At 57.4% G+C, this 18,166-nt stretch carries 18 protein-coding genes and 1 pseudogene; 5 read left to right on the top strand and 14 right to left on the bottom strand.

All coding sequences use genetic code 11. The annotated features are described in order from the left end of the window. Nucleotides 1-25 precede the first annotated feature (25 nt). From ACR0DB_RS21535 to ACR0DB_RS21505, 7 genes are all read right to left on the bottom strand, one after another. Nucleotides 26-1,333: a TfuA-like protein gene (locus ACR0DB_RS21535; protein ID WP_480552884.1), complete on the bottom strand. Its 1,308-nt coding sequence runs from the start codon at nucleotides 1,331-1,333 to the stop codon at nucleotides 26-28. Beyond that, nucleotides 1,330-2,535: a YcaO-like family protein gene (locus tag ACR0DB_RS21530; RefSeq protein ID WP_480552882.1), complete on the bottom strand. Its 1,206-nt coding sequence runs from the start codon at nucleotides 2,533-2,535 to the stop codon at nucleotides 1,330-1,332. The genes ACR0DB_RS21535 and ACR0DB_RS21530 overlap by 4 nt, the downstream gene beginning before the upstream one ends. 85 nt (nucleotides 2,536-2,620) lie before the next feature. Next, nucleotides 2,621-3,613 carry an aldose epimerase family protein gene (locus ACR0DB_RS21525; RefSeq protein ID WP_480552881.1) on the bottom strand — a complete coding sequence of 331 codons (993 nt, stop codon included), beginning with the start codon at nucleotides 3,611-3,613 and terminating at the stop codon, nucleotides 2,621-2,623. 30 nt (nucleotides 3,614-3,643) lie between these two features. Next, entirely contained in the window at nucleotides 3,644-5,863 is a 2,220-nt protein-coding gene (locus ACR0DB_RS21520) for a hybrid sensor histidine kinase/response regulator (RefSeq protein WP_480552879.1), read from the bottom strand. Next, nucleotides 5,856-7,034: an FIST N-terminal domain-containing protein gene (locus ACR0DB_RS21515; protein ID WP_480552877.1), complete on the bottom strand. Its 1,179-nt coding sequence runs from the start codon at nucleotides 7,032-7,034 to the stop codon at nucleotides 5,856-5,858. The genes ACR0DB_RS21520 and ACR0DB_RS21515 overlap by 8 nt, the downstream gene beginning before the upstream one ends. A 44-nt stretch (nucleotides 7,035-7,078) precedes the next feature. Then, nucleotides 7,079-7,762: a response regulator gene (locus ACR0DB_RS21510; protein ID WP_170775722.1), complete on the bottom strand. Its 684-nt coding sequence runs from the start codon at nucleotides 7,760-7,762 to the stop codon at nucleotides 7,079-7,081. 136 nt (nucleotides 7,763-7,898) lie between these two features. Continuing rightward, nucleotides 7,899-9,665 carry a PQQ-dependent methanol/ethanol family dehydrogenase gene (locus ACR0DB_RS21505; protein ID WP_170775724.1) on the bottom strand — a complete coding sequence of 589 codons (1,767 nt, stop codon included), beginning with the start codon at nucleotides 9,663-9,665 and terminating at the stop codon, nucleotides 7,899-7,901. 174 nt (nucleotides 9,666-9,839) lie between these two features. On the opposite strand from ACR0DB_RS21505, the gene ACR0DB_RS21500 reads away from it, so the two are divergent. Further along, nucleotides 9,840-10,394: a hypothetical protein gene (locus tag ACR0DB_RS21500; protein WP_170785527.1), complete on the top strand. Its 555-nt coding sequence runs from the start codon at nucleotides 9,840-9,842 to the stop codon at nucleotides 10,392-10,394. A 2-nt stretch (nucleotides 10,395-10,396) separates the two neighbouring features. Here ACR0DB_RS21500 and ACR0DB_RS21495 read toward each other — a convergent pair whose 3' ends face one another. The 7 genes from ACR0DB_RS21495 to ACR0DB_RS21465 all read right to left on the bottom strand — a co-directional run bounded on the left by ACR0DB_RS21495 (nucleotide 10,397) and on the right by ACR0DB_RS21465 (nucleotide 15,640). Then, nucleotides 10,397-10,792, bottom strand: a complete 396-nt coding sequence (locus tag ACR0DB_RS21495) for a c-type cytochrome (RefSeq protein WP_480552875.1) — start codon at nucleotides 10,790-10,792, stop codon at nucleotides 10,397-10,399. Between the two features lie 123 nt (nucleotides 10,793-10,915). Continuing rightward, complete coding sequence (locus ACR0DB_RS21490; RefSeq protein ID WP_174819528.1) at nucleotides 10,916-11,455, bottom strand: SEL1-like repeat protein; 540 nt, start codon at nucleotides 11,453-11,455, stop codon at nucleotides 10,916-10,918. 75 nt (nucleotides 11,456-11,530) lie between these two features. Next, on the bottom strand, nucleotides 11,531-12,322 hold the full coding sequence (locus ACR0DB_RS21485) for an ABC transporter permease (protein WP_480552874.1): 792 nt from the start codon (nucleotides 12,320-12,322) through the stop codon (nucleotides 11,531-11,533). Further along, nucleotides 12,319-13,038: an ABC transporter ATP-binding protein gene (locus ACR0DB_RS21480; protein WP_170775733.1), complete on the bottom strand. Its 720-nt coding sequence runs from the start codon at nucleotides 13,036-13,038 to the stop codon at nucleotides 12,319-12,321. The genes ACR0DB_RS21485 and ACR0DB_RS21480 overlap by 4 nt, the downstream gene beginning before the upstream one ends. Then, entirely contained in the window at nucleotides 13,035-13,481 is a 447-nt protein-coding gene (locus ACR0DB_RS21475) for a hypothetical protein (protein WP_170775735.1), read from the bottom strand. The genes ACR0DB_RS21480 and ACR0DB_RS21475 overlap by 4 nt, the downstream gene beginning before the upstream one ends. 24 nt (nucleotides 13,482-13,505) lie before the next feature. After that, complete coding sequence (locus ACR0DB_RS21470; RefSeq protein ID WP_480552872.1) at nucleotides 13,506-14,468, bottom strand: YVTN family beta-propeller repeat protein; 963 nt, start codon at nucleotides 14,466-14,468, stop codon at nucleotides 13,506-13,508. Nucleotides 14,469-14,473: 5 nt separating this feature from the next. Then, a complete protein-coding gene (locus ACR0DB_RS21465; RefSeq protein ID WP_480552871.1) occupies nucleotides 14,474-15,640 on the bottom strand; it encodes an ABC transporter substrate-binding protein in 1,167 nt (388 codons plus the stop codon). A gap of 158 nt (nucleotides 15,641-15,798) precedes the next feature. Between ACR0DB_RS21465 and pedF the strand changes: the two genes are divergently transcribed. The 4 genes and pseudogenes from pedF to ACR0DB_RS21445 all read left to right on the top strand — a co-directional run. Then, entirely contained in the window at nucleotides 15,799-16,479 is a 681-nt protein-coding gene (pedF, locus tag ACR0DB_RS21460; protein ID WP_170785519.1) for a cytochrome c-550 PedF, read from the top strand. 18 nt (nucleotides 16,480-16,497) lie between these two features. Next, entirely contained in the window at nucleotides 16,498-17,394 is an 897-nt protein-coding gene (locus tag ACR0DB_RS21455; RefSeq protein ID WP_480506045.1) for a substrate-binding periplasmic protein, read from the top strand. A 71-nt stretch (nucleotides 17,395-17,465) separates the two neighbouring features. After that, nucleotides 17,466-18,041: an SRPBCC family protein gene (locus tag ACR0DB_RS21450; RefSeq protein ID WP_480552869.1), complete on the top strand. Its 576-nt coding sequence runs from the start codon at nucleotides 17,466-17,468 to the stop codon at nucleotides 18,039-18,041. Nucleotides 18,042-18,065: 24 nt separating this feature from the next. Then, a pseudogene (locus tag ACR0DB_RS21445) lies at nucleotides 18,066-18,166 on the top strand ((2Fe-2S)-binding protein); the annotation flags it as partial.

The raw sequence follows: 18,166 nt of genomic DNA, 5'->3' as shown, positions 1-18,166 counted from the left end.
GCCCTCCCGTGCCCGTCCGGTGCCCCTATTCGTGATTGGAGTCGTCCGTTGTGACGGCTTTTTGGCAATACAAATACTCTATTTCTATAAGCTCATAAAACGCATCCCGCCCAGACAACCCAAGCGACCTTGCATAGGATTCAAGATCATCGGGCACCTCTTGGTCAAGATGTGTTTCAAAATACCACAGCACCATGCGCAAACGGTCCGATCCAGTCTTGAGGGGCGCGGTCGCTTGCAGCTCTGCTTTCGCAGTAGCCCGGTCCCGAAGTTGGGTATAGATCCCCGCTCGGCGCAACTCGTTCAAGAGCGGGGCTTCAATATCCGCGCCTCGGTCTTGCGATACGGCTGACAGACGGGCCGCGTCGGCCAGCATGTCTTCATAGGTGTTTGGGCTCAGGTCGTTCGCGTCCAGCCAGCGCATCAGGTCTGCGTGGCGGGTTAGGTTGGCACGATCCCGGTGCGCTGTCATTTGTTGAACCAGCGCGTCGCGGTCTGGCGTTTGGTCGCGCCTGTGCGCCTCATCCCGTGCCAACACAAGCAGCAGGGCGCGATCTCTCACTTCGGCAAAAAGCGCGGGTTGCAGACGCAATTCGTTTATTACGGCGGGGTCGGAGGGTGTTTCGGCCTCTACGCGGCGGCGCAGAGATTTCCACATCAAGGTCCGTTCTGTTCTGTGTGAATGACTTGTGTCATCCCCAATACCCTGGGCCATTTGGACGAGCATGGCGAGGGCATCCTCTGCTTTGGCATCTACATAACCGTTGGGCAACCAAGCCATGAAGCTGGTGATCTTAGAGCCGCCCGTTAACGCCTTTGCGATACCCTCCCACTGGCGGTTCTTGTACTGGGTCTCCTTGGACACGCGCAAAAGAGTTTGGGCATCTTCGTCTGACAAAACACCCTCAGCCCGCGCGCGTTCCACAGTGGCCCGGATCGAAACCATTGGCACGCTGAGAGACGGATAGCCCAGTTCGGCAGGTCCATGCAGAACCGCCACTTCATCATCATCCTGCAATACGCCTGAATGGTAGTCGTCAAAGATGCGCCCGACGCCAATCATTCCGAAATCGGCCAGTTCGGCGGCGCGTAGCGCGCCCATGCTGGCGCTGCCATAGACGGGAATACCCTGTTCCATCGCCCACAGGATTTCTTTGTGCCAAACCGAGGGCACCCCTTCGAAATACCCGTCAATTATCCCGATCGCACTGGGTTTATCGCGGGTGACACGATAGACGTCACCCTGCCGGACGGGCGGCAGAACCGTGGCGTCCAAATGCGCTGCGACGGCCTTGGCCGACAGGGTCGGACCTGCAAAGACCACGGCAGTCATGTGTGCTGCTCCTGCACTCGGGCGACCCGTACGCCTGGGATGAAATCCGGGTCGTCATGCGGTGCCTCCAAACCGGGTATGACCGCGCGCACCACGCCGATGTCTATGTGCGGTTGTGACAGGTCAACGATTACCACTTGTGACATGCCTTGCCGGTCCAAACACTCCAAAAGCAGATCGCGGTCCTGTTCGAAAGATGCGCTGGCGTGGGTGGGGCAATCGGTGAAACTCTGGATCGGTTGGGCCGCGTCAATCAGGTCGCGGACGTACTGGCACCGGTCGGACTGCGCTTGATCGGTGAATTCGGCAGGATCAAGATCGTCACGCGCGCCCGAGATATAGGTCAGACGGGTCTGAGCGGCCTCGGTCAAAGCGCGCAACAAGGCGATGGAGCGGTCCACATGGCAGCCATCCCCGATCCCGATATGGCCGGGCTGACCCCCGACCTCGGCAATCACGCAACGAAAACAGGCGATGCCGATATCGGAGGTGGTCTGCCAGATCCCGCAATCCAGACCTGCGGCGTCAATCATCGCAATCGCGCTGCGACATCTGGGATCATCGACCGTGTCCGGATCGACCCGAACCTGCGGCGTTTGATGATGCCACAGGGTTGTGGCATCCCGCTCGATCAACTCGCAGATCGCGTGGCAACTGGCCTCGGTGACATTGTTGCCGGAGGCCAGCCCGTTGGTTGTTCGGGGGAACGCCCCCTGGCTGGCGCTTGGGGCGGCGGTGTAGTCTGTGTCCACCATCTCAAGCGGGACCCAGCAGGGTTGGCTAGCATTCAGATCACATCCCTGAACCCACAGCATCGTCGCATGAGGATCAAATTGCCCGCCGGTCACACAGGGCAGGCGGGTCACATCGACAACTGCGTCATCGGCCACAAGATCGGAATACCGCGCCAGCCGCTGGGGCAGGAGGACACGTTCGGCGTGCCAGGACTCGATTGCCTCCATCACGCCCGAGGCTTGTGCCGCACTCAGCGACAGACCTTTGCCCAAAGACACCGCCACCGAACGAGAGTTCGGGCGCGCCACCATCACGGTTGGCAATCCGATCCGATCCAGCCCGGTCAGGTTTGCAACGCGCGTGATGCCCATGTCTTTGAGATGGGGTTTGACGATCTCCAGCGTTTGTTCGGGGTCTCGCAAACGATGCGTATCAAGAACATATTGTTTTTGTGAAACACCGGGCATCAGGGGACCTTAACCAATTCAATTCGAAACAGACAACGAAGCGGAAACCAATTTCGGATCAGGATGATAGAGGATCGTCGTTGGGTCAACTGTGACGGTCGGACAGGCGGCTAAACATATACTGAGATTGGTGGTGATATTCTTGCCCGTCCATGAAGACGACGCTGGGGAAGGAAGGGTTGTTGATCGCGTCCGGCCAGCCTTGCGGCTCTAGTGCTAGGCCGCTGCGTGTAGAATAGGGCGCGCAGAAAACGGTTGGCAGATCCGCGCTGTCTAGAAAGTCACCGGAATAGATCTGAAGCCCCGGTTCGGTTGAATGCAGGTCCAAAGCGACACCAGACCGAAGCCCGTGCAGTTGGGCGATATGTTTTAGTCTAATACGTTCGCGCGCTATGCAAAAATTATGGTCTAAGGGAGCGTCTCCGACGGGCCGGAGTGTTTGAAAGTCGTAAGGCGTGTTGCGGACAGGTTCGACCGAACCCAAGGGGATCAGTTCGTCATCGACCGGCAAATAGTCTTGTGCCCGGACACGCAACAGATGGTCCCCGATATCCCCGTCGCCATTCAGGTTGAAATACCAATGCGGCGTGAAATTGCAGATCGTGTCGCCCGTCGCTATGGCCCGGATGTCCAAGTTCAACGTCGCGGGTGACGAAATGGAATAGTGAGCTTTGACGGACAAAGCGCCCCCAAAACCCATGTCTCCCTCAGGTATTTCCAGTTCGAAAGACACAGCATTCTCTGTCTGGTTGGTCCGCCGCCAGTTCTGCCGGGCAGCGCCATTGCTTCCGCCATGAAGACAGTGTTTACCCAGGAAATTGCGTTCTACCGAATAGGTTTTTCCATTCAGAGCGTATTGCCCGTTGGATATCCGGTTTGCACAGCGCCCAACAATGCAACCTAGATATGGATCATTGCGCAGATATTCGCTCGGCTCTTTCCAACCTAAAACCAACGGGTGGTCGATGCCGTTCAGACGCAAATCAATTAGCGAGGCACCAATCGAACCGAGGGTCGCTGTCAGTGTCCCGTTGGAGATTTGAGCAACGGCTTGCTTGTTGGTTTTACGGGGATTCATAAATTTAACATAAGATGTATTACAAGAAATCTATTCCGGTTCCATTTTCTTCAACAAGGTCTCTAAAACAGATTTCAACCGTTGGACGTCGATCGGTTTATGCAACAAGGGGACGCCTGCGCGTTTGCAATATCCGGTCAGTTCAGAAGATCTGTTGGCCGAAATGATACAGGCTGGCAGGTTACCGAATTCGTGCCGTAAAGCTACGACCGCATCCGTTCCCTTTTTCCCGTGGTCCAGTTGATAGTCGGCAATGATGATATCGGGCACAATTTCAATCTCGCGCAGCAGGCCAACTGCTTGTTCCTCGCTGCTGCACTCCAGAACTTGGATGCCCCAGGTTTCCATCGTCATGGTCAGTGCAGAGCGCAGGTTCTCGTCGTTTTCGATCAACAGAGCCACAGTGCTGGTTAGTGTCACCGAGTCATCGACCTGTTGCAGTACACGGCCATGCGGTTTTAGAGGTGCGGTATCCGCCAAAGGAACCTCAACCGAGAACATCGTTCCCTGCCCCAGCTCGGATCGTAACTGAATGGGGTGGTTCAACAGTCCGCAGGCGCGCTCGACTATGGCGAGACCCAGGCCCATCCCCTCGGCCGCGCTGGCATCGGAATGGAGCCGTTGGAACTCCTGAAAGACGATCTCTTGCTGGTCGGATGCGATTCCGACGCCTGTGTCCCAGACCTCGATCCGAACCGAGCCCTGCTGTTTACGCAATCCAACTAGAACCTTGCCTGCATCTGTGTAGCGGATCGCGTTGGACAGCAGGTTTTGCAGGATGCGCCGCAGGTAGCTTGCGTCACTGCGGATCAAAGCGTTGCTATGTACGAACCGCAATTCAAGCCCTTTGGCTTGGGCGACAGGACGAAACGAGTCTTCGAGCTGAGACAGCAGATTGCTAATTGAAAAGGTGGTCTGGTGCACCGTGGCACGACCGGAATCCAGTTTCGAGATATCCAGAAGCGCCTCGAGGATATGCTCGACACTGTTGAGCGCGCTTTCGGCTTTTCCGGCCACGTTACGTGCGTCGTTTTCGTTTAACCCGCTGCCCAATGTGGCGACATAGAGTTTGGCAGCTGAAAGCGGTTGCAGCAGATCGTGGCTCGCTGCAGCAACAAAACGTGATTTTGAAGAATTAGCGCGCTCAGCCGCTTTCAAGGCGTGGGCCAATTCCCCGGTTCGCGCGGCGACTCGGTGCTCTAGCAGGGTCTTGGCTTCGTGCAGGGCTTGCGCCGACTGGTGCTCGGCCGTGACATCGGTAAAGGAAATCACGAACCCCCGATCCGGCATTTCTTGCGCGAACACGGAAAGGATCTTGAACCGCCCGCTGCGCATCTGAAACTTCAGCGGTGCCCGTTCCGCAGTTCGATTGACCCAATCCAGCAGATCGGCATCGCTGACGCCGCCTTCAAACCGGATGGTCGCGCTAAGGCGGTCGAATACGGTTTTGAACTGGACGCCCATCTGAAACTGCGCATTTGGGATGGCCAGCAGTTCACTGGCGCGATTGTTCCATCCGATCAGGCGCAATTTGCTGTCGAAGATGCAAACGCCTTGGTCGATATGTTCCAGCGTGGCGCGGATCAGGCGGGCCTTGTCGTCAAGGATACGGTCCCTCTCTTGCCGTTCGATGCGCATGATATCGGTGACGTCAGTTTGCAGGATGACCGTGCCGCCATCGGGGGTCCGATGTTCCGAAACCTGCGTCCACCGATTGCCGTTAAGCCGGACGTTAAACACCACATGATCGTCCGTATGACGGGACATACGCCGTTTGGCCCAATCTTGTGGCGTAAGCGTTTCGGGCAGGGACAGGAACCTGGATTGACTGACAAGCTCGACATATTCGGTAAAGCTGAGACCCGGCACCAATTGCGCCTGAATATCGGGCATGTGCATCCCGAAGCGGCTGTTGCATAGCACCAGCTCTTCTTCGAGGTTGAACAGTGCAAACCCTTCTTGAACCGTCTCAATTGCGTTGGCGAGGTCGGCGCGCGCGGCCTCGGTTTCCTGATTGGCCTGTGCAAGCTGCGCGTTCGACTCGTTGAGCAATTGCAGCGCGCGTTCCAGATCCAGCGTGCGGGCGCGAACTTCTTGTTCCAGCACGGCGGCGCGCTGGAATTGCGCATAGGCCGCCCCGCTGGCATCGGTCGATTCCTCGACCCGGCGCATCAGGGCTTCGGCAATCTTCAGCAGTTTCTGGTTTTGGCGTTCCAGAGGGTCAAGCGGGTCGATCAGCGATTCAATCATGGCCGTCATCCTCGGGCGGATAGATCGCGACCCCGGTCAGGGTCTGGTTGACATGGATCGAGTTAAATTGTTCGCCATAGGTTGAAAAGCCGACCACGTTGTTGTCTGACAGGATTTCCGACAACGCGCCGGTCATCTGTTTCTGCTGTGCTTCCAGCCTGCGCAAGATGCAGTCGCAGCCCAAAATCGCATCGGGCTGGGCGGATTGGGTCAGGGCGCCAATTTCCTGTCCAAGATGGCTGATCATGTCCATCGGTTCTGCAAGGGTCAGAACCAGTCCTTCGTCGATGGCCGAGAAAAAGACCAGATCGCCATTTTCGTCCACACGTTGGATGGCGCGCACGTGATGTTGGCCGCCGATTTGAACAACGACCGGATGGGCTGCAAAGGTAAAGGTATCAAGCTGTTCAGGGTCCTTCCCCAGCACTCTGGCATACTCGCGGGCGGCAGGTTCGGCGTTGATTTCTCGTACAATCCTCTTGGAAGGGTCGGCATCAGTCACAACCATGCGTTGGGATGTGGGCACAAGATGGTCGGTCTTGAACACTTTGATCGGACAGCGCGTGCGTACCTGGGTCAGAATCGCGGCATTTTCATGCGCCCTGCCCTGATGCAGAACGTACGTATGACCGAACCGAGTTCCATCCCCTGCGGATCCGCCAAACAGGGGGACAGGCCCCAAACCAAGGGCCAGTTCCGAGGTCAGCGCGTCCTCTTTGGTTGATAGCCCGTCGATCAGAAGGAAAGTGAACTCGTGCGGCCACTCTGGCCGGGCCTCACCCATTTCCGTGCGGTTTCGAATCATCTCGTGAATGATATCGGGGGCCGAAAAATCATTCAGATCGGGCACCAGAATAGTGCGCGTCTCGAAATGCGTTGCGGGCAGGCCGATGGCAACGATCTGATCTTCGGTATAGCCGTCCCCTACCAATTCGCCCGCGGTTGTGCAGCCTACGACCGGTGCCGGTGCAAATCTGTCCGTTGCCCGCGCAATGATCTGCGTCGCATTCGCGTTGCCGCTGACAAACAGGACAACAAGCGACAGGGTGTCCGGCCCTAACGCAGCCGCAAGCTGCGCAACAGCGTCTTGCGTGTCACGGTGTACAAATGCGGTTTTGACGATGCCCGGCGCACGGGTTCGGGCCGGTGCCCACCCGACTGCTTTGTCCATCGGGCCTCCTCCCTAAAGCGCGACGAGAGTCGAACGTAGTACGGTTAGCCTTGTTCTTGCAAGACGCTGGCGAACGAGGCTTTATTGGCGATCAGAACGGCCTGTGTCCGGCTTTGAACCCCCAGTTTCCGCATGATTGCAGTCACATGGGCTTTTACGGTCGTCTCTGCGATGGACAGGTCATACGCAATCTGCTTGTTCAGTTTGCCCTCGCAGATCAATTGCAGGATACGGGATTGCTGATTGGTCAAGGTAGCCAGCCGCCCAACTGCATCGCTTTGTTCGTCATCTTGTTCTTCGTCGATCAGCACGCATCCTTCGGGCAGGAATACACCACCGGAATGGACCGTTTCAAAGGCCGTACGGAACACATCGCGCTGGCTGTGCTTTGGGACGTAGCCTGAGGCTCCCCCGTGGATGACTTGGCTGATGACCCGATTGTCCGTCATAGAGGACACAACGATCACAGGTGCTTTGGCCGCCGCTTTCAAGCGCACCAGACCGTCCAAGCCATCCACGTCGGGCAGGTTCAGGTCCAGCATGACCGCGTCCGGTTTCAGGCCTTCGGCAATCATGGTCAGAGCGTCTTCCAGCCGGTCGGCGGTGTGGATCTCGCCAATATGCGCAACGCTTTGCAGCGTCATCGAAAGCGCATCGCAAAACAACGGGTGATCATCGACGATCAGGACGTTTTCGAAATCATTTTGCCCTTGAGGGTTTGCAAGCATGGGTCTTGGCCTTTGCAATGGGTTGCCCAACTTAACCAAGCGTAGCAAGGGAATGGAATGCCGCAAACTGGCGAAAAGTCGTATAAGAAAACGCGCGCCCGTTTGGGGCGCGCGCTTGGATCGAAAGACCCTTGTATCAGTTTGCCGAGGCCAGCTCTTTCGGCAAGCGGAAGGTCCACAATGTGCCACCCTGGTTCAGGTAGTTGACCTTTTTGGCCACTTCACCACCCCAAAGCGGAACCGCGCCGCCCCAACCCGAGATAACCGAGACATATTGCTCGCCATCCTGTTCCCAAGTTACAGGCTGACCGACGATGCCCGAACCGGTCTGGAACGACCATAGCTTTTCGCCGGTTTCATCATCCAAAGCAATGAACTCGCCCTCGGGTGTGCCGAAGAACACCAGACCACCAGCAGTGGTCATCACGCCGGACCAAAGCGGCGCGTCGTTCTTGTATTCCCACTTCCATTCGCCGGTATCCGGGTCAATGGCCTTGAGCGAGCCGATATGGTCTTCGTAGTTCGGCTTGATGGTAAAGCCCGCGCCCAGATAGGCGGCACCTTTCTTGTAGGTGATCGGCTCGTTCCAGATATCCATGCCCCATTCGTTGGAAGGCACATAGAAATTGCCGGTTTTCTGCGAAAACGCCATCGGCATCCAGTTCTTGCCACCCAGGAACGAGGGCGAAGCAAAGATCACTTCACCTTTCTTTCCATCGGCTGCCGCTGCAGGATCACCGGGGCGGTTATCTTCGACAAAGATCGGACGACCGGTTTCATCCACCCCGGAGGACCATGTGATATCCTTGACGAAGGGCGTGGCAGATACGAACCCGCCATCTTCACGGTTCAGCACATAGAAGTACCCGTTGCGGTCGGCGGTTGCATAGCGCTGATTGCCCTCGCGGTCGGTATAGGCGACGACTTCGTTTACGCCGTCATAATCCCAGCCTTCGCGCGGCGTGGTCTGGAAGTGCCACTTGATGTCGCCAGTTTTGGGGTCGATCCCGATGCGGCTGGCGGCATAGAGGTTGTCGCCCTTGTTGCCTTCGGTCGGGGTCCCTGCATTGCGCAACCAGCTGTTCCAGGGGGCCGGGTTGCCCGCGCCGAAGACCAACGTGTCGGTGTCGGCATCGTACGAGCCGCCCAGCCACGTCGCGCCGCCGCCGGTTTTCCACATGTCGCCAGGCCAGGTTGCGTTCAGCTCACCTGTCATGGTGCTTTCTTCGCCGTTCAGCGTGCCCATATGGCCTTCGATCACCGGCCGTTCCCAGACTAGGTCGCCGGTATTGACGTCCCGCGCCTGAACCGCGCCAACGATGCCGAACTCACCACCCGAATTGCCGGTGATCACCAGCCCGTCGACGATCAGTGGAGCCGCTGTATAGGAATAGCCCGCTTTGTAGTCGGCGATCTTGTCGCGCCAGACAACATCGCCCGTGTCCTTGTTCAGCGCCACGATCCGTGCGTCCAGCGTGCCAAAGATGACCATGTCGCCGTAGATGGCCGCACCACGGTTGACCACGTCACAGCAGGGCAGAATGCCTTCGGGCAGACGCGCGTCGTATTGCCAGACTTCTTTACCGGTCTTCAGATCAATCGCATAGAGGCGCGAGTAGGATCCGGTGATATACATCATACCGTCATAGATCAGCGGCTGGGTTTCCTGACCGCGCTGCTTTTCACCGCCAAGACTGAAGGCCCAGGCGGGCAGCAGGTTGTCGACGTTGTCCTTGTTCAGCATGTCCAGCGGGCTATAGCGCTGCAAGTGCCGCCCCATGCCATTGGTCACGATCTGCGTGGTGATCGTTTGGTCGTTCGCCAGATCGTCTTCGGTAACTTCTGCATAGGCCGCGCCCGTTGCAATCACACTTGCAACTGCCGCCATGATAAACCGGCTCATCGGTGTCCTCCCTAGACTTATGTCTTTCCTCCATGCCGAATCTCCGACACGTCGGGATTGTTGGCGAGAGTATTATTCGCGGGAGAGTCCTTCGGTGAAATTGCACAATGGTCGTAGGGCTTGAGCAGACGATTTCAACTAGTGTGACCCAACTTTTTCTGAAGGGAGGATACAATGCGACGGCTTTTTTCAAGCATTTTGCTGCTTGGCCTTGCTTCGGCCCTACCTTCGGTGGCCAAACCGTTAACCGGGCAGAAAGAGATTTTTCTCGTTGATGATGCTGGGCATAGAATACTGATAGGGTACGTAAAATTCTCGCAAAATGGCGAGACAACGATCTACGATCTCGAATTCAATGACGAGGTGTTTTCCGAACATTTCTTGTCAATGCGCCCGTTTAAGTGCTTGGAAGGTCCGGACAAACACTGGTGCCATGTCCCCTACCCCTACGAGTTGCAGCGTTATGTTTCCGCAGAGGATCTGACCGATCTGGAATATGATCTTTTGTTCATCCATAAGGGGGCGACCGAATACGGTATCAACATGTGGAACGGCATTTACTACCGCTTGAACGCGGACGGCGACCATCTTGTTGGGCAATTGCACGAAATGGACATGGACGTGTTGTCGGCACCGCCCGAGGCCGGGAACCTCAGACCGATAAAGCATGATGACATCCACGAATCCGACCCTGACAGCCACTGGTTGCCAGGTATCGTGATTGAATAGGGTTATTGCGCGGAAAGGCTGCTCAGGTAAGCCAGAATAAAATCCTGAATCGTTCGGTCTTCGATACCCACATGGCGCATCTTGGTGCCGGGCATGAAACCGTCATTGTCCTCCATCCATGCGCGCAGTGCTGCGGGCGTCCAGACGATACCGGAACCTGCAAGCACGTCTGAATAGTCATAGCCGTCAACGGTTCCTGCCTTGCGCCCTACGATCCCGTCCAACTGAGGCCCATAGCTTGGATCCGTGGCATCCGGCGCGTGACAACGTCGACATTCCGAGAAAAACAGATCTTCACCGGCGTCAACCTTGATGCGGTCGAAGGTGGATTGAGCCAGCGCGGGTGGGGCCGAGATGGCGTAAGCGACGAGGCCAAGTGACAAGGCGAGGTGTTTCATAGGGTCCTCCAAACGTTTTTCGAATGATACGAATTCCGCTGGGGGCAAGGGCTTGACGTACATCAAGAAACTGAAGGCGCACCCTCATCCTTTGGTCGTAGAAATGTGGGGATATTGCGCTTTTCAGAACAGGGGCGCGTATTTCCATTCATCCGCGTCGGGTGTGACCTCGTTCGGATCATAGCCCGATTCTTGCAGCCGTTTGGCGATTTTAAGCCCTTCCCGCGCGGCTTCATCGACATAGGCGCGTCCCAGTTCCTGATTCTGCGCCACACCGTGCCCGCGCAGCAGGTTGAGGCCATAGTTGAACTTTCCAACCGGATCGCCCAGATCGGCGGCGCGTTTGTCCCATGCGGCGGCTGCGTCCGGGTCATAGGGACCCGCTAGACCGTTATTGTCCAACTGACCCATCCATGTCATGGCTCCGGTATAGCCCGCCTCGGCGCAGGTTCTGAACAAAGTACGCGCCAGATCATGCCGCCCTGACTTGGTCATGTAGTAGCCCGACGCGCAGGTGGTCATGTCGGTGATACCGTTGTCGATATTGCTCATGACCTTGCCCCATCCTGTGTCCTGCGGGTTGAGCGTGCCGAACTCATCCTCGACAGTTTGGGCCGAGGCGGCGGACGCTATGAACAGGGACAGTGCAGCGATACGGATCATGGTCGAGCCCTCTGGTTTTGGGGTAGTCTACCTCAACACTCGCGCGATTTCACGTCTGCCATGGTCGTAGAGGCTCTACCCGCGGGGTTTCTTCACTCCCCGCGCCGGATCATATCCCCAAAGCGCAAGTCCCAGGAAAATAAACCCGGCCAGAATCGTCCATCCGAGGGCTGCGGCGTTGAATTGCCCGTAGAGCGCAAAACGGATCAACTCGACCGCGTGGGTGAAAGGGTTGAACGCGCAGATATCGCGCAACAGGGCCGAGCTTTCGGCCATCTTCCACAGCGGGTAAAGCGCCGAGGACAGGAAGAACAACGGGAAGATGACAAAGTTCATAACCCCCGCGAAATTTTCAAGCTGCTTGATGGCCGAGGACAGCGCCAACCCCAACGCGCCGAGCATCAGCCCCGCCACGATCAGTGCCGGGAACACCAGCAGATAACCAATGATTGGCATATCGATGCCGTAAACCGCGGCGACCGCAAGAAAGGTATAGACCTGCAGGATCGAGATCGTCGTGCTGGCCAGTAAGCGGCAAAACAAAAGCCACCAGCGGGGCAAAGGGCTGGTCAGCAGCAAGCGCATGGAGCCCATCTCGCGGTCATAGACAAGACTGAGAGAGCTTTGCATCCCGTTGAACAGCATGATCATACCGCACAGGCCGGGAACGATGTAAATCTCATATGTGATATAGGTCTGATAGGGTGGCGTGATAGACAGGCCCAATGCCGCGCGAAATCCGGCGGCAAAGACAATCAGCCAGACCAGAGGGCGCACCAGCGCGGCGACAAATCGGCTGCGCTGACGAACAAAGCGTAGTGCCTCGCGTATCAGAATGGCGCGCAGGGCAATCAGCGCGCCGGTCATGCCGTGGCCCCTGTCATGGACAGAAAGACGTGTTGCAAAGGTTGTCCGCTGGTCAGGTCGCTGCACAGTTCCTGTTTCAGCAGCTTGCCACGGTGAAGGATGGCGACGTGGTCATCCGGCTCGATCTCGTCGGTCAAATGCGTCGCCCAGAGCACGGTCAGCCCGTCCTGCTGCGACAGCGCATGGACATGCTGCGTGATGGCTTTTCGGGCGGCCGCATCCAGTCCAACCGTTGGCTCGTCCAGCAGAAGAACCGAGGGGGAATGGATTAGGCTGCGTGCGATTTCCAGCCTTCGACGATGCCCGCCATTCAGGTCGCGGGTGCGTTCGGCCGCGCGTTCGGCCATGTCCAGCCGGTCAAGCGCGGCTGAGATCCGCATTTCGGCATCGCGCCCCGCCAACCCGTGCAAAGCGGCGAAATAACTGAGGTTGCGGTGCACCGTCAGATCCAGGTCCAACGTAGGTTGTTGAAACACCACGCCAATCTGAGCCAGCGCCTGACGGGGCTGTTTTGAGATGTCGAACCCTGCAACCTCGATCACGCCCTGCGCCGTGGTAAACAACCGTGTCAGAAGAGAAAACAGGGTCGACTTCCCTGCTCCGTTCGGTCCCAGCAACGCACAAAACGCGCCCTGGGGGACATGAAAGCTCACATCATCAAGCGCGCGTTTCTCGCCATAGGCGTAGCTGACATTTCGGACTGAAAGCCCTGTCACTGAATGGTAATCTCCAGCCGCTGTGTTTCGCCGGTGCTGCCCGGCACTTTCAGATAGTAGCTGCCCGGCTTGATCGCGACAAAGCCTATTTCCATCTCACCAGCTTCATCGAATTCGACCGAGTCCAGCCCCAGAGGGCGGATTTCCAGTCCTTCGACGACGATTTCATCAACCCAGATCGCGCGGAAGAATTCAGGACCCACCAAAGCCAGTTCCTGACTGCCATCGCCCTGAATCTCGAACTCGTAATACATGCCGGATTTCAGCACCCACGGGGCCTCGGCCAGAGGCACACCGGCGGACAGAGTGATCGGCGGCAGGTCTTCTTTGTTCTTCGCCGACAAAATTCCGGCCAGACCAAATCCGTCATCGTCATCATCGGCCAAAGCCGCAGCTGGCAAAGCCATAGCCATCATCGCGGCCACGCATATCAATTGCTTCATCTCTTAAGTCTCCTCGAAATTCTTTCAGTTGGTCGGACGGAAGGCCGCGCCCCAGGGGAAGCGTCCGACCTTGATTGTCTTGATGGGTTCACGTTTCGCCACGTCGATCACGGTCACATCGCCGGATACGCCGTTTGTGGTGAACAGCAGCGATTTGTCGGCGTTGAAATCCATGTGCCAGACGCGACGCCCCACAAGGATGTAGTCTTCAACCTCATAGGTTTCGGCATTCACGGCCGCCACATGGTTCGACGGTCCCAGCGCGACAAAGGCGGTTTCATCCCCGTTGGACAGTTCAAACCCCACGGGTTGCACCCGGTCGGGGTGGACACCTTCGACCTCGAACTCGATCTTGGCCTTTTCGGTCTGTGTTTCCACGTCGAACACCGTGATGGTACCGCCGATTTCCGAGCTGACCCACAGCTCGGTCCCATCCTTCAGGAATTCCGCGTGGCGCGGGCGGGAATCGACCAGAGTGTTGGCGAACAGCTCTTGCGTTTCGGTGTCGATCCAATGGGCCATGTTGGTGGTCTCGGACGTGGTGATGGCGATCTTGCCATCGGGGGACACAGCCATCCCTTCGGGCTCAATCCCAACGTCGATCTGAGCAATTACGGTGCGCGATTCCGTATCGACAACGGTGGTGATCGCGTCGTCTTCGTTGGCGATGTAAAGATGGCGGTCATTTGGATGCAGCACGAATTGCTCCGGGTCCTCGCCTGAAGGCAGGTCATGCAGGATCTCGCCCGTTTCCGGGTCCATCACCTGCACCGCGTCGCTGTCCGAGGCGCAGATATACAGCACCGAGAAATCCTTGGAAAAGGTGATCCCGCGCGGGCGTTCGCCGGTTTCTATCGTGCGGATCACCTCGAGCGTCTCGATGTCGATCACGCTTAGCGTGTCGTCCTTTTCATTGCTGATCCACATCTCGTCCGCGGCCGCCGGAGCGCAGAGGGCGGTCGCCGCCAGAAGTGTTGTCAATCTCATCCCTGTTACTCCCTGAATGCCTGGCACTGGCTTTCGCCTTCGTCTAATCCCAGCGTGTCGAGTTCCGTGCGTTGGTGCAAGAACCCCTCCAGCGGTGCCATCGCGACGACGGCGCGGTCGGTGACCAATGGGATCGGTTGCCGCAACTGGCCGTTCCACGACCGGAAATTCATCGCCCTGCCCTTGAACCCGGCCAGTTCGAAATCGTCCGACAGGATATAGTCGCGCAAAACGGTCGGGTCACTGGATTGCGTGCGCGTCACTGCCTCTCCCAAAGTCCGGTAGGCAGCCCATGCGGCATAATCTTTTGGCATCATGCTGCGGCTGGTTTGTTCGGTGAACCGGTTTTGCATCTGGACCGCGCCCCATTGTTCGACCACACGCGACCACGTGACAGGTTGCAGCCCGTCGGACCCTGCCACGGGGCGGGCCTGCCATGTGTTGAATTCGATATACCGGCTGAAGTCGTCCAATTCATCTGCGATCAGCAGGACGTCATAGTCACCGAATTCCTGTGTAAACAGCGGCACCTCTTGAGCGGCATTGCGGCGTAAGTCGGCGTCGAATTCCCATGTCTTTTCGGCGCTTAGCTCCAGACGGAATTTTTCCAGCGATCGTTTGAGCGACTGTGCAAAGGCCTGATCACCGGGATGGACGCCGGTGATCATCACCAACTCGTCCCAGCGGCGTTTTACCAGAAATTGAACCAGCGCATCGGTGCGCATCATGTTCGACGGCAAAGTATGCAGCAGATTGGCGCGGCAATTTTGGTCTCGCACATCCAGATCAGACGCGGATGCGTTGAACAGAATAGCGTTCGCCGCCTCAGGCAGGTCAGCAACGTCCAGTTGCGCTTGTGCAGGCGCATCGAGGATTAGAAAAGGGCTATCCGCCAAAGCCTGACGGGCAGCGGTCAGCCAATCGCCACCCTCGGGAACGGACATGACGGACAAGTTGTATTTATGCCCAAGGAATTTTGCGGTTGTCAGGTTGTCGGCCAAGGCCAGCTCGCCCCCTGCCACACCCAAATCGTCCGGTATCGGATCAAGGTTGGATAAAACCGGAGGCCGCGGTACCTGCATCTGCAAATATGTGACCGCAATCTCAACCTCGGCCCATGCTGCGGCCGGCAGCAGAACCGAAGCGATCAAGGCGCGCAAATAGGTTTTCATGTCGACGCCTCCTCCCTGGCAATTTGATAAAATCTGCTCATCCCTGTCGGGACCATTAGACCTTAGTCGCAGCTACCCCCCAATCTGCAACCAAGGTCTAATTCCATGCTGAATTCTGCTAAGCTATGACCGGGGAAAGCGTCGTAGAGGAGGATAAGATGCGTCCAGGTTTTTATAGCGTAATGCTAAGCGCCGTCATGGCTGGCGGCATGGCGCTGGCCCATGGCGATGTCGCCCCGCAGCCCGTGAATACTGACGCTCTGCCCGATGTGGGCGATGAGTGGCTGATCGAGAACCCTTACCGCGACAAGGGAGAAGAGGTCTGGCAGGCGGCGATTGAAATCGGTGATTCCGGCTATAACCAGAACTGCGCACGATGCCATGGTTTGGGTGTTGTCTCGGGCGGGTTGGCCCCTGATCTGAGGTATCTTGAAGCCGAAGAATATGGCGATGAATGGTATGTTGAGCGATTCCGCGAAGGTTACACTCAGAACGGGATCACCAAGATGCCCGCCTTTGGCGAGCTTCTGGGCCAGAAGGCCGCGTGGGCCATCCGCACCTATATTGAAACCCGTCCCGATGACGGAGCATTGGATGATCATTCCGACCGGCTGAAGGAAATACGTGATCTGCTGGCCGCGATGGCCGACGGCGGCGACGGAGACGCAGCCGCGCTACAATCTGAACTCAGCGAGATTGCGGGAACTATTGAGACCGGCTCGGGCGCGCCCGTGGCCGATAGCGTCGCCCTACGCGCCGCTGTTTTGATTTCGGGGGACAGCCCGAACTTTGCCGAGGCAGCGGAACAGCTGACCATCGGCTTGTCTGCCGCGCAATAGATCGGCAGAGTGGGGCACATGATCGGACGCTTTTTCGTTTTCTCCCTGTTGGCTGCGGCCCTGACCACTGGGCAAGCAATGGCCAGGTGTGAAGATCATGTGCCCCAACCCAAACCGCAAAACGCCAGCCGTGACATCGTGGGAGCCGACCTCGATACCATTATCGAGCGCGGTTATATTGAGTTCGCAGCCTATGAGGATTTCGCCCCGTGGTCGTTCGAGGAAGACGGCAGAATTCAGGGCGTCGATATAGAAATCGGCAAGTTGATTGCCGAAGATCTGGGTGTCGAAGCTCGGTTCAATCTGGTCGCCGCAGGAGAAAATCTTGAAGCCGACCTGCGCAACTGGGTCTGGAAAGGCCCTTTGATCAACGGACGTGTCGCCAATGTGATGCTACACGTCCCCTATGACAGTGAATTCGCCTGTCGGGTAGAACAAGTGGTTTTCACCGGTCAGTATCACGATGAAGAAATCGCGATTGCCTATCGCAAGGATGAATACCCCGAAGACCCGCCCGTTCCGGCCTATTTCCGCTTTGATACGGTCGCGGTGGAAAATGACTCGATTGCTGATTTCTACCTGTCGGCCTTTCCGGGCGGCCAGCTTGCGCAGAATGTGCACCGCTTTCCCACAGCGGGTCTTGCGATGGAGGCCTTGGCGGCAGGTGATACCATGGCGGCCATGGGCCCACGCGCTCAGCTCGAAGCCGGTTTGACGCCCGAATTGGATCTGCACACGCCGCCCTTGCCCGGTTTTGCCGTCAGCAGCTGGACCAGTGGCGTTGCGGTTCATTTCGCCTACCGCGGCCTCAGCTATGCGGTGGACGATGCGATTTATGCAGCGCTTCAGGATGGCCGGATCGAACAGATATTCGCCGCGCACGGCCTGACGCATGCACCGCCGAAACTGCGGTGACTACACCCAAGGTCTTATAGGCACCGGGTAGATCACCGCGTAGCTTAACCGAAAATACTGGAGGGAGTGACATGGAACTACATGACAGCCGCGTCATTGCGGCCCCACGTTCCAAAGTCTGGGAGGCACTGCTATCGGCCGACATTCTGAAAGAATGTGTCCCCGGCTGCAAAGAAATGTCGGGAACAGCAGAAAATGGGTTTGCCGCGACAGTGGTGCAGAAGGTCGGACCCGTAAAGGCCACGTTCAAAGGTGAAGTGACCCTGTCGGACATGGTGGATCAGGAAAGCGTCAAGCTATCTGGGGAAGGCAAAGGCGGGGCCGCCGGATTTGCCAAGGGTGCAGCAGATGTCACCTTGTCGGATGCGCCCGAGGGGACGTTGCTGGCCTATAATGTCGATGCGCGCGTGGGCGGCAAGCTGGCTCAGCTAGGGGGGCGAGTCATTGATGGCGTGGCCAAGAAAATGGCCGACCAGTTCTTTGAGAATTTCCAGAATGCGGTCGAGGAAGAGCCTCAGCCCGCGCCTGCCGAGGCTGCGCCCGAACCGGCAGCGGCCCCTGCTGTGTCAGAAACGTCGGCTGAGCCAGCTCAGGCAGCGCCGCCGGAAGAGAAAAAAGGATGGTTCAAGCGCCTGTTCGGCGGTTGATCCGAAAATTTAAGGGAGGAAAATCTGATGAAGATTTCGATGACTGTGAACGGCGTAGCTGTGAGCGGTGATGTTGAGGGTCGGACGTTATTGTCTGGATTTTTGCGTGAACATTTGGGGATGAC

This window comes from Ruegeria sp. AB6, assembly GCF_056542685.1.
The sequence above is the reverse complement of the archived record's forward strand: the minus strand, read 5'-3'. Positions and strand labels throughout refer to the sequence as shown.